At 50.8% G+C, this 12,093-nt stretch carries 11 protein-coding genes; 6 read left to right on the forward strand and 5 right to left on the reverse strand.

The genetic code is table 11. The annotated features are described in order from the left end of the window. Positions 1-59 precede the first annotated feature (59 nt). A complete protein-coding gene (gene tkt, locus MET42_RS0112755) occupies positions 60-2,042 on the reverse strand; it encodes a transketolase (protein WP_024930592.1) in 1,983 nt (660 codons plus the stop codon). Between the two features lie 270 nt (positions 2,043-2,312). On the opposite strand from tkt, the gene fae reads away from it, so the two are divergent. Then, entirely contained in the window at positions 2,313-2,864 is a 552-nt protein-coding gene (fae, locus tag MET42_RS0112760; RefSeq protein WP_019883452.1) for a formaldehyde-activating enzyme, read from the forward strand. A gap of 81 nt (positions 2,865-2,945) precedes the next feature. On the opposite strand, the gene MET42_RS0112765 is transcribed toward fae, so the two are convergent. The 3 genes from MET42_RS0112765 to MET42_RS0112775 all read right to left on the reverse strand — a co-directional run bounded on the left by MET42_RS0112765 (position 2,946) and on the right by MET42_RS0112775 (position 5,770). Then, positions 2,946-3,959 (reverse strand): Gfo/Idh/MocA family protein, encoded by a 1,014-nt coding sequence (locus tag MET42_RS0112765; RefSeq protein ID WP_019883454.1) that lies wholly within the window; start codon positions 3,957-3,959, stop codon positions 2,946-2,948. Positions 3,960-4,039: 80 nt separating this feature from the next. Next, on the reverse strand, positions 4,040-5,239 hold the full coding sequence (locus MET42_RS0112770; RefSeq protein WP_019883455.1) for a globin domain-containing protein: 1,200 nt from the start codon (positions 5,237-5,239) through the stop codon (positions 4,040-4,042). A 90-nt stretch (positions 5,240-5,329) separates the two neighbouring features. After that, the gene (locus MET42_RS0112775) at positions 5,330-5,770 is read right to left on the reverse strand and encodes an Rrf2 family transcriptional regulator (protein WP_019883456.1); all 441 of its coding nucleotides are present in this window, start codon (positions 5,768-5,770) and stop codon (positions 5,330-5,332) included. A gap of 85 nt (positions 5,771-5,855) precedes the next feature. Between MET42_RS0112775 and MET42_RS0112780 the strand changes: the two genes are divergently transcribed. Continuing rightward, positions 5,856-7,070 (forward strand): NnrS family protein, encoded by a 1,215-nt coding sequence (locus MET42_RS0112780; RefSeq protein WP_019883457.1) that lies wholly within the window; start codon positions 5,856-5,858, stop codon positions 7,068-7,070. Between the two features lie 3 nt (positions 7,071-7,073). Here the strand turns inward: MET42_RS0112780 and MET42_RS0112785 are convergent, their stop codons facing one another. Next, complete coding sequence (locus tag MET42_RS0112785) at positions 7,074-7,625, reverse strand: thioredoxin family protein (RefSeq protein ID WP_029512446.1); 552 nt, start codon at positions 7,623-7,625, stop codon at positions 7,074-7,076. A gap of 142 nt (positions 7,626-7,767) precedes the next feature. Between MET42_RS0112785 and MET42_RS0112790 the strand changes: the two genes are divergently transcribed. The 4 genes from MET42_RS0112790 (at position 7,768) to cfa (ending at position 11,970) form a co-directional block, all read left to right on the forward strand. After that, positions 7,768-8,502 carry a 16S rRNA (uracil(1498)-N(3))-methyltransferase gene (locus MET42_RS0112790; RefSeq protein WP_019883459.1) on the forward strand — a complete coding sequence of 245 codons (735 nt, stop codon included), beginning with the start codon at positions 7,768-7,770 and terminating at the stop codon, positions 8,500-8,502. Further along, positions 8,502-9,659: a hypothetical protein gene (locus MET42_RS0112795; protein WP_019883460.1), complete on the forward strand. Its 1,158-nt coding sequence runs from the start codon at positions 8,502-8,504 to the stop codon at positions 9,657-9,659. Before MET42_RS0112790 ends, MET42_RS0112795 begins: the two co-directional genes overlap by 1 nt. 38 nt (positions 9,660-9,697) lie before the next feature. Further along, positions 9,698-10,627, forward strand: a complete 930-nt coding sequence (locus MET42_RS0112800) for an AEC family transporter (RefSeq protein WP_019883461.1) — start codon at positions 9,698-9,700, stop codon at positions 10,625-10,627. 170 nt (positions 10,628-10,797) lie between these two features. After that, positions 10,798-11,970: a cyclopropane fatty acyl phospholipid synthase gene (gene cfa / locus MET42_RS0112805; protein ID WP_019883462.1), complete on the forward strand. Its 1,173-nt coding sequence runs from the start codon at positions 10,798-10,800 to the stop codon at positions 11,968-11,970. Positions 11,971-12,093 lie beyond the last annotated feature (123 nt).

Genomic DNA, 12,093 nt, shown 5'->3' on the forward strand with positions numbered 1-12,093 from the left:
GACAGGCGTAAAAAAACCGCTTCACGAGGAAGCGGTTTTTTATCGGTTAAGCTGTCTGATTACAGAACAGATTTAACAGTTGCTACAACATTCTCAACTGTGAAGCCGAAGTGTTTTAACAGCACGCCGCCTGGAGCAGACTCACCGAATGTGTCGATACCGACAACAGCACCTTCCAAACCAACATACTTACGCCAGAAGTCTGGGTGAGCAGCTTCAACAGCCACGCGTTTAACGCCTGGTGTCAATACGCTGTCTTTGTAAGCTTGGTCTTGGCGGTCGAATACGTTGGTGGATGGCATTGAAACCACACGCACTTTAGTACCCGCTGCGTTCAACTCGGCAGCTGCTTGAATAGCCAGATCCAACTCGGAACCGTTAGCTATGATGATAACTTGTGCGCCAGCCACGTCAGAGAACACGTAGCCACCTTTACGGATCAAGTCGAAGTCTTTGCTGTCGTGCTTGATACCTGGCACAGCTTGACGGCTCAATACCAAGCTGGTTGGGCCTTCAGTACGCTCTACTGCAGCAACCCATGCAACGGTTGTTTCTGTAGAGTCAGCTGGACGCCATACATCCATACGAGGAATCAGACGCAAGCCAGAAGTGTTTTCAACTGGTTGGTGTGTAGGACCATCTTCACCTTGACCGATAGAGTCATGGGTCAGTACGTAAACCACACGTTGATGCATCAACGCAGACATACGCATGCCGTTTTTCATGTAGTCAGAGAACATGTGGAAAGTACCGCCGTATGGCAACAAGCCACCGTGCAATGCCATACCGTTCATGATGGCAGCCATACCGAACTCACGTACACCGTAAGAGATGTAGTTGCCTGGCTCTTTACCACTCACGTGTTTGAACTCTTTAGCTGCTGTCAGGTTTGAACCTGTCAAGTCAGCTGAACCGCCCAGGAATTCTGGCAAGATTGGCGCCAAAGCAGTAATTGCTTTTTGTGAAGCTTGACGAGTAGCCAATTTCTCAGCTTTTTCGTTAGTTTCGGCAATGATTGCGTCAGTCAATGCTTTCCAGTTAGCTGGCAATTCACCTGCCATACGGCGTTTGAATTCTGCAGCTTCTGCTGGGAATGCTTTTTCGTAAGCAGCGAACTTGTCGTTCCATGCAGACTCACGTGCAGCACCTTTGGCTTTTTGATCCCAGCCAGCGTATACGTCAGCAGGAATTACGAATGGCTCATGTGGCCAGCCGATTTCAGCACGGGTTGCAGCAACTTCTGCGTCGCCCAGTGCGGAACCGTGACAGTCGTGTGAACCGGATTTGTTTGGAGAACCTTTACCGATGATGGTTTTGCAGCAGATCAGTGATGGTTTGTCAGTCACTGATTTAGCTTCGTCAACGGCTTTTTGAATCGCAGCCTGGTCGTGACCATCTACTGAAACAACGTGCCAGCCGTATGCTTTGAAGCGGCCTGCGGTGTCGTCTGTGTACCAGCCTTCGATGTGGCCGTCGATAGAAATACCGTTGTCATCCCAGAAAGCAACCAATTTGCCCAGGCCCCATGTACCAGCCAAAGCACAAGCTTCGTGAGAAACGCCTTCCATCATACAACCGTCGCCCAGGAACACGTATGTGTAGTGGTCAACGATGTCGTGGCCTGGCTTGTTGAACTGGCTAGCCAGCAATTTTTCAGCCATCGCGAAACCAACGCCGTTAGCGATACCTTGGCCCAATGGACCAGTAGTGGTTTCTACGCCTGGTGCGTAGCTAAACTCAGGGTGACCAGCACACTTGGAGTGCAATTGACGGAAAGTTTTGATGTCGTCGATAGATACATCGTAACCTGTCAGGTGCAGCAAGGAGTAAATCAGCATAGAGCCATGGCCGTTAGACAACACGAAGCGGTCACGGTTAGCCCATTGTGGGTTAGTTGGGTTGTGGCTGAGGTTGTGGTTCCACACTACTTCAGCAATTTCAGCCATGCCCATAGGTGCGCCTGGGTGACCGGAATTTGCTTTTTGTACAGCGTCCATGCTCAGAGCACGGATGGCGTTGCACAAGTCGACACGAGTTGCCATTGTTTTCTCCCTAGAGTGAAAGTGAGCGGTCTTACACAAAATGCTGCAAAACCTTGATTGAATTCTTTAAAAAGGCCAGAAAACCCGCCTTTTACGGAAAGGCTAGATTATTCACTAGAACCCGTTTTTCTTCAAGCGTTAATCACCTTTTTCTCATGATGGTTTTGCGATGGCTGACCTATGAAAAAGGTCATTCTGCTGCCTGCAAGGGTAGCTTTCAGCGAGGGTTTCCCCTACCATGACAAAACATTGATAGCAAAGGAAGTAATGATGTCTGACGAACGAATTATCATGCGTGTGGGTGAAGCTCTGGTCGCTGGCGGCCCACCCGGCACAGCTGCCGAACCTGAAGTGGCGATTGGCGAAATGAACGGGCCCATGGGCACAGCATTTGCCAACCTGCTCGGTGACCAGGTTAAAGGCCACACCCGTGTGCTGGCGATTATGAATACCGACATTATGGTGCGCCCGGCGACCCTGATGGTGAGCAAGGTGACGGTGAAAGACCCACGCTATACCAATATCTTGATGGGCACCGTGCAAGGTGCAATTGCCAACGGTGTGCTGGATGCCGTGCGTAGCGGTGATATCCCGAAAGAGAAAGCCAACGACCTGGGCATTATCGTCTCCGTGTGGCTAAGCCCGGCGATTCTGGAACAGGAAAAAATCGACCACAAAGCCCTGTTTGATATTCACCGTGAAGCGACTTTCAAGGCCATTCAAAAAGCCTTGCGCAATGAGCCTAGCATTGATTGGTTATTGGAAAACCAGGAGAAAATCGTGCATAAGTATTACCAGATGGGCTTAGATGGAAAGATCTAAAAGCATGGCAAAATATAAAAGCCTGCCAAGATTTAAATAATAAAAAAGGATGCCCAGGCATCCTTTTTTATTAAGCTCACTTTAGCGCTTTAACGCCGTGATCACCGCTTCAATCGCCTTGCAGTTACCGCGTGCATCATCAAAGGTCAGCAACGGTGTTTTGCCATAAAGCACGCAATCACTAAAGTGCTCAATCTCTAAATTAAAATGGTTGGCTTTGGGCAACACGATGGTTTCTGATTTGCCACCGGCCTCCCAGCTAATCACCGGGTCATCACCTGGGTACGCCCACATATTGTGGCACTTGATCCAGCCTTTATCGCCAATGATTTCATACTCAGCTTTGCGGCCACGCTCGAAGCTGACATCAAAGTTGCCAAAACGTGCGCGACCTTGCGCATCCGGCCCAAAATCGAGCACACCACTGGCCACCACATCCGCACCATGTTCATTCAGTTTGCCATAAGCCACCACATGTTGCGGTTCGGCAGGCACATTGTCTTTGCCAAAACACCAGCGCAAAGCATGTATCGCATAAGGCCCAATATCCCACATGGCACCACCACCGTTTGCCATATCACGGTTGATGCGGTACATACGCGACGGCGCCATCAGGAACGAAAAACTGGCGCGACAGGACAATACATCACCGATCAGGCCGGAGGCCACCAGCTCGGCAACTTTGGCATGCTGCGGATGAAAGCGGTACATAAAGCCTTCCATCACCGTCAAGCCTTTGGCTTTGGCCGCGGACTCAATAGTATCGATATCAGCCAGATTAGTGGTCATCGGTTTTTCAATCAGCACATGTTTGCCCGCCTGAATCGCCTTCAGCGCCCATTCAGCATGCTCCTCGTTGGCCATCGGGCAATACACGGCTTCAACATTACTGTCAGCCAGCAGGCTATCCATGTCGTCATAGCAAGCGACACCGCCGAGGTTGGGCGCATATTTATCCAGCGTCGCTTTGGCTGCCCCGGCGCGGCGGCTGGCAACCGCCACCAGTTGCGAGTTTGCGGCCTCAACAATGGCGGGCAGCAACCGCTCATTGACCCGCGCAGCCCCGAGAATGCCCCATTTAAGTTGTTTTTGCATGCTTGAACCCTTTCCAGGCGCTGATCGAAGACCGTCATTCTAACGCCAGTTTATGAATACCGCTGCTTTTGTACATGCCGCTAAGACACCTGGTTCAGGCTTTCGGGGCCAAACACTTCGCGATGAATGTGCTGTGGCGGGACACCCAGCGCCAGCAATCCCTGCCATTGTTCGATCATAAACGGCAGCGGGCCACACAGATAATACTCAGCATTGAGTGCGGCATTGAATGGCCACTCAGCCAAACGCATACGTCCTGCCTGAACCAAACGCTCTGCCGCAAAGCCCGGCTTATCTTCAATATATAAGGCCAAATTCAGCGCTGGCAGTTGCCCGGTACTGGCAATCAGCTCATCCAGATGCGGTACATGCTGCAAACTGCGGCCAGCATGTAAAAACCAGACATCGCGTGTGGATTGGTCACGCACCAGCGTCTTCAACATCGACAACATGGGGGTGATACCAACGCCAGCCGAAATCAGCACCAACGGCTGCTTTGCCTTGAGGTCAGGGGTGAATTCGCCATAAGGATGGCTGATCAGCAATTTTCCGCTCACCGCTGCGTTCTGATGTAGCCAGTTAGACACCGTACCCTGTGGCGTGTGTGTATCGCCTGCTTCACATTTGACACTGATACGGTAGCCAGCGTTTTGCTCGGCATCTGACAGGCTGTATTGGCGGATCTGACGCAAACCATCAGGCAAGGTAACAGCAACGCTGATATATTGCCCGGCCTTGAACGCGGGCAATGCCTGATCTTCGGCCGCTAACTGAATCGACAGAATACCGTCTGCGGTTGGGTTGACCTCAGTGATATGCGCAGCTATCCATTGGTCTGCCGCATAGCCAGTGCTTTGATATAGCCTGGCTTCGGCAGCGATAAATTCCCCGGCCAACAACCAGTAAGCCTCATCCCAGGCCGCGATCAGGGGTGGCGTGGCGGCCTCCCCCAACACTTCGGCAATCGCCCCCAGCAAATGACGCCCCACAATCGGGTAATGCGCTGGCTTGATGCCTACCGCAGCATGTTTGTGCACAATACGGTCAATCACTGGCTGCAGTACATGGGCCTGGTCAATATTGGCCGCATAGGCAAATACCGCCGCGGCCAGCGATTGCTGCTGGCTACCATTGGCCTGGTTGCCCATATTGAACAGATGCTTCAACTCGGGATGCGCGTTAAACATATTGTGGTAAAACGTGGTGGTAATCGCCAAACCATGTGCTTGCAACACGGGCACACTGGCTTGGATATACGGACGGGCAGCACTGGATAACATAAACACTCCTTTAACTAGCATTTAAAATGAAACATTTAATGTAAAAAAATGGTCTTTTAAAAAAAGACCGCTCACTCAAATCACTGCAATCTATGCCGCATGGGCTTTGTGCATAAAAATAATTTTGTCCCTGGTATTGTTGTTGACGATATCCAGCAGGCGATGTTGATTCATGTGGGTATAAAAAGATTCCAACCCCGCCTGCAAAGCATCTTTGAGCAGGCAATTGCCATGAAACTGGCACACCGGCTTCTCGCAATTAATCAACTCAGTCGTATTTTCAAGCTCGCGCAAAATATTGCCTATGCGCAAATTGAGCGAATCCGGATTCAACTCCAGCCCGCCATTGCGGCCACGTGTCGCCTTGATCCAGCCCAGTTTATTCAGGCGTGTAATCACTTTAATCAGGTGGTTACGCGGTAAATCAAACGTCGTAGCGATCTCGTCTATGGTCACCTGCTGACCAAAGCGTGACTGCGACAAATACATGAGTACGCGCAGGCCAATATCGGTAAATTTGTTGAGTTGCATGTCTGCATTCTAAATATGTTTCATTTACAATGCAACTTTAAATTGCTATGCTGATATGCATTGCCAGTCTCCAAGGAGCATCCATATGCAGCCGCTGATTCAAATTTCCCCGCCTAGCCGCAAGCTCTCCGCGCAAGGATTTGCGCTATGGAACCTCGGATTTCGGCCATTCTTCCTGCTGGCGGCAGGCTTTGCCGCCCTGTCTATGCTGGTCTGGATGGCAAACTATTTTCAGCTGTATGCCCAGCCATTGGCAACCATTTCCCCTTCGCAGTGGCATGCCCATGAAATGCTGTATGGCTTTGCTTTTGCCGTGATTGCCGGCTTTTTGCTGACAGCGGTCAAAAACTGGACCGGCATACAAACCCTGCATGGCCGCCCGTTACTGGGGCTCGCCGCGTGCTGGATCATTGCCCGCAGTGTGATGTTGATCGCTCCTGATCAAGTGCTCTTGGCAGCAATATTCGATTTACTCTTTAACGCATGGCTCATCGCCGCAGTCGCCCAGCCGATTATCAAGGTCAAGCAATGGCGGCAACTTGGCGTGCTGTCGAAAATCATTTTTCTCACGGCAGGCAATGCTGCTTTTTATACCCAGGCACTAGGCTGGACCGCCAATGGCGCACACGCCGCATTATGGATAGGCCTGCTGCTCAATGTCAGCCTGATTATGGTCATCAGCCGCCGCATCTTGCCGATGTTTATCGAGCGTGGCGTGAAAGAAGAAGTCACCCTGAAAAACAGCGCCTGGATAGACCGATTGCTGATGGTGTGCCTGGCAACCTTGCTGATCAATATCTTGACCGTTAACGCCGAAATGCTTAACGCAGTGTTAGGACTCACTATCAGCTTGAGCGCTGGGTTTAGATTGTGGCGCTGGCACACGCCAGGTATCTGGCAAGTACCGTTGCTATGGAGCTTTTATTGTGGATTGTGTTTAATCAATCTGGGATTTCTACTTTATGCCGCCAGCTTTTTCGCACACAGCATTTCCATAATTCTTGCTATCCACTGCTGGGCCATTGGCGGCATCGGCGTGATTACATTGGCCATGATGGCACGCGTCTCATTAGGTCACACCGGCCGCAATATCCACACACCACCACGCAGCGTGGTCTGCGTATTTGGCCTGGTGATTTTCGCTACCCTGAGCCGGGTGCTCCTGCCCATCGTGCTGCCTGAGTTTTACCGCTTATCCGTGATGCTGGCGGCTGGTGGCTGGATCGCCGCATTCACGCTCTTTGCGATCGTCTATTGGCCGATACTCAGTCAACCACGTATCGATGGGACGCCCGGTTAAGACTTATTCTTTCCACTTAATCGAACAACCGATACTTGCGATCTGCTCCTGTGGCCCTTTCCCGGTTTCTGCCACCAGTCTCATGGCCTTGAACAGCTCGCGCGTACTTTCAGGCGCGGTTTCCTTGCGGCTTTCATCAAAGCGGCCACGATATTGCAGCTCGAAGTTTTTATTAAAGCCGAAGAAGTCAGGCGTACAGACCGCACCATAAGCTTGCGCCACAGTTTGCCGCTCATCCCACAAATAAGGGAAAGGAAACTGCATCTCGGTGGCAATTTTTTGCATGTTTTCAAAGCTATCTTCAGGATATTCGAAGTCATCGTTACTCGAAATAGCCACGGTATTGATGCCCAAGGTTTGCAGCTCGCGTACATCAGCAATCAGCCGCGGCAGTATGGCTTTGACATACGGGCAATGATTGCAGATAAACATCACCAACAAGCCGTTTGAACCCATGCTATCGCTAATGCTGACCGCTTTTTTATCGGTGCTAAACAGATTAAACAAAGGGGCTTTCCAGCCAAAATCACATACGGGGGGACTAATACTTGCCATCAGAATACTCCTGCCATTAAACTCTAAAACAATATGGTACGTGATTAAGGCGCCAAGGTGAATCTTGTGGGCAGCGCGCTCGCATCGCCATGCGTACCACGCTAGCGCCATAAATAGTGGCATTTTGGTTACAATGCCAGTCATGAGTAATTTACGATTTCATAGCCCGACTGCATTGATTGTCGGCCAGCAAGCCCCACTCAGTGAAAACGCCATGGCACATGCAGTGAGGGTCATGCGGCTGAAAGTGGGCGATACACTGACACTCTTTTGTGGCGATGGTTTTGACTACCAGTGCGCGCTCACCAGCATAGAGAAAAGGTCCGCACAGGTTGAGGTGTTGAGCAGAAGCGAAGTGAATAACGAATCGCCACTCAATATTCGTTTGCTGCAAGGCGTTTCCAGCGGCGACCGCATGGATTACACCATCCAGAAAGCAGTAGAGCTCGGTGTGACCGAGATTTACCCGCTCAGTACTGAGCGCTGCGTGACCAAACTCAGCGGTGACCGTGCCGAGAAACGCACTGAGCACTGGCAAGGCGTGGCCATCGCGGCATGCGAGCAAAGCGGCCGTGCAATGGTGCCGCTGGTGCATGCGCCAGTCACGCTAGCGCAATGGTTAAGCCAGCATGCCACGCCAGATTGCCTAAATTTATTACTCAATCCGGTAGGTGCCAAACGGCTGGCAGTTTTAAGCAAACCTGAGCACGCCATTCATCTGCTGATTGGCCCGGAAGGTGGTTTGAGCCCTGCTGAAATTGAACTCGCCACACAACACCACTTCCAATCTATCGTGCTCGGCCCCAGAATTTTACGCACCGAAACCGCCGCACTCACTGCCATCGCCAGCATGCAGTCACTGTGGGGCGATTTTTAATGTGGTTTTATTTGGGAGTTTTTACCACTGTCATCGCAATTATCATCCGCCTGCATCAGAAAACGTCCCTGCATTCAGCCTTGCAGGACCGGGATAAAAGCCTTATCCCGGTTCATGGAAAATACAAATACAACTGGTCCGATGCAACTGATAAAGCGCCAGCGACTGGTCGTCTCGAAATTCCCTGTTCATCCTCATTACAGTTTTCTGCCAGACTTGAAAGAGGCTTTGATAAGTGGGCAAAATTTACAGGATTATCTTATGAATGCCAGACTGGAGAAAAAAGCTTTGATGAGCGCATTTATCTGAGCTGCATTACCCAGGAAGATGCAGACCTGATTGGCCAACAACCAGAACTCTCACAAAAAATCATTCTTGCACTCCAAACAGATGCGAACAATATTTCATTTCATCCTGGCAGCGAATTAATTTGTGATGGGCAGCATCTTTTTTTGAAGCTCTCTTATCCCGCCAAGGATCGGCCTGCTAAAGACAATTTTATTGATGAGAAACTACCCGCTCTACAATCCCTGGCTAACGCATTAAGGCAGCAAAAAGAGTTAAACCCTCACTTCTGGAAAGTGCCTAACCAGCGCAACGCAGCCATTACCTTGGCCCTCAGTTCAGCACTGGCTGTAGTAGGAGGACTGGAATTTATCCGTTTCTTTGGTTTTCACGACAACGAATTACTCCACCCATGGGATTTGGCCCCTTATGCCATCATTACCGCCCTCATAGGTGCAATACTCATCATTATTTTTTGCCTGACTTCAATCACGGTTTCTGCCCGCCGACACCTGATACTCGCTGAAATATGTATGTTTGGTTTTCCTGGACTGGCCTTTGCGTGTTACGGCTGGATGTACGATGCCAATATTCGGCTTGACCACGGCCCCTACGAGACCCGTGTACTCCATGTAACAGATAAATATTCCGTGACGCATCGCGTAAAGAATGGCAAATACCATACATATCATTTGGCTGTTAGCCCGAACCAACCACCCTTACCGGATAATCTCAGTATTTCAGGTCAATTTTATAATCACATAGAAAAAAATGATTCAGTAAAGGTCAGCATCAAAAGTGGTTTTTTGCATCAACCATGGCTTAAAAAAATCGAGAAAATGAATCCGCCTGCAATAGAAGGTGACTTTTAATGACTCTTTTAGACTCTTTAATCAGGTAGCATCGCCCCATGTTCCAAGTCATGTTACAAATGGCGCTATTGATCGCTGCCGGGATGCTCTGGCAACGCATGGCGCCTGACCATATGTCGGCGCTTGCGCACCGCCGCGCACTGACAGACCTGGTGTTTTACATATTACTGCCTGCATTGGTGCTGGATATCTTATGGCAGGCGCCATTTGATGCCAGCACGCTCAGCATTGCGCTGACCGCGCTCAGCCGCCTCACAGTGGCCGCCTTGTGCATGTGGCTGACGCTGCAACTGTTGCAGCGCGTCATGACTATTTCGCGTGCGCAACAAGGCGCATTGATGCTGGCGGCCACGTTTCCCAACGCGACTTATCTAGGGCTCCCCGTGACCAGCGAAGTACTTGGCGACTGGACGCATGAAATCGTACTTAAATTTGATCTGTTCGCCTGTACGCCGGTATTGCTGACGCTGGGCATGCTGATGGCGCAAACCTATGGCCAATCTGAACACAAATCGCACCCAATCAGGGAGTTAATGCGCGTGCCTCCGCTGTGGGCATTGCTGCTGGCGACCGTTTTGAACGTGAGCCATGTGCCGCAACCCGTCATGATCGGCCATGCGCTGCACACGCTGGCAGGCGGCGTGGTGCCGTTGATGCTGATCGCCCTCGGCATGAGCATTCGCTGGGATACCTTTAAACTCAAATTGATTCCCTTATTGCTGCCTGTGTGCGTGATCGGTTTGCTGATTGCACCATTGGCGGCGCAATATACCGCCATCGCCCTGGGTCTGCATGGCGACCAGCTCACGGCCTGCATTCTGCTCGCCGCCATGCCTACCATGGTGTTTGGTATTGTCATTTGCGAACGCTACCGACTGGACGGCGCTCTCTACGCCGCAGCCGTGTTCATGAGCACCCTGCTCAGCATCGGCAGCCTGTCACTCTGGTTTGCCATCTTGCAGCCATAAATTCAATATTATTTCGCGCATCAACACGTGAAATCTCGCATTTCATGTGAATTTTTATGATGCATGCTGTCATACGTCATATGACGAGTTGTCAGCAGCAGCGACTGTTTTTAAGATGCTACTAACCCGCCACCCTTTCGCTTTGTGTTATTTGGGATTATCAGACGATTATGCCGAAAACCACGACCAACCAATATATTGCGCAGCAGCCTGCGCCACCCGAGACGCTCACCCGCCTGCTCGCTGAAACCGGCGTGACCATTAATGGCAATGCACCATGGGATATCCAGGTCTATGAAGAAAGTGTTTACCGCGACGTATTGACCAAAGGCACGCTTGGCCTTGGGCAGGCTTTTATTGAAGGCCGCTGGGACTGCAAACGCCTGGACGAATTCTTTCACCGCGTCATGCGTGCCGACATTGATGAAAAAATGGGCGGCATGGCCAAACTGACTTTGCTGGGCGAAGTGATCCGACACACACTGTTTAACTTGCAGGCCCCTCACCGTGCCTACCAGGTGGCGCAACAACATTACGATATTGGCAATGATGTGTTTGAAGCAATGCTAGATAGCAGCATGAGCTACTCCTGTGCCTACTGGCAGCACGCCAACACCCTGGAAGAAGCGCAATTTAACAAGCTGGACATGATCTGCCAAAAGCTGGATTTGCAACCTGGTGACCGCGTTCTCGAAATCGGTTGCGGCTGGGGCGGCCTGGCCAAACACATGGCCAAGCACTATGGCGTACAAGTCGTGGGGATCACTGTCTCGGTCGAGCAACAAACCGTGGCCAAAGAACGCTGCGCCGGATTACCAGTGGATATCCAATTAAAGGATTACCGCGAACTGCACGGCCAATTCGACAAGATCGTATCCGTGGGCATGTTCGAGCATGTCGGGCAAAAAAATTACGCCATGTATTTTGAAACGGCGCACCGACTGCTTAAGGATAACGGGCTGTTTTTACTGCACACCATAGGCAACCACAGAACCGCCTTGCATACCGATGCCTGGATAGACCGCTATATTTTTCCCAATGGCAAAGTGCCTTCGGCCAGCGAAATCAGCCAGGCCATTGAACAAAAGTTCCTGATCGAAGACTGGCATAATTTCGGACCCGATTATGACCGCACGCTGATGGCCTGGTGGGACAAATTCAATCGCGCCTGGCCGGAACTGCAGTTTAAATATGATGAAAGTTTTTATCGGATGTGGAAATACTACCTGATGTGTTGCGCAGGCTATTTCCGCGCCCGGCAAGGGCAACTCTGGCAACTGGTATTGAGCAAACGGCAGAGCAACCGTATGTACCGCTCAATGCGCCCGGCGCCAGCAAGTTGATGTTGACGTAGTCTCTCTGTTCTTGACCTCATATGACGGCTATTGCCGTCATTTTTTTGTGCGTTGAATGCATACACCAATGCACACAGATAAAACCTCCGCCCCACCTCCACTTTATTTGCA

It is taken from the genome of Methylophilus sp. 42 (genome assembly GCF_000384155.1).
GTDB lineage: Bacteria > Pseudomonadota > Gammaproteobacteria > Burkholderiales > Methylophilaceae > Methylophilus.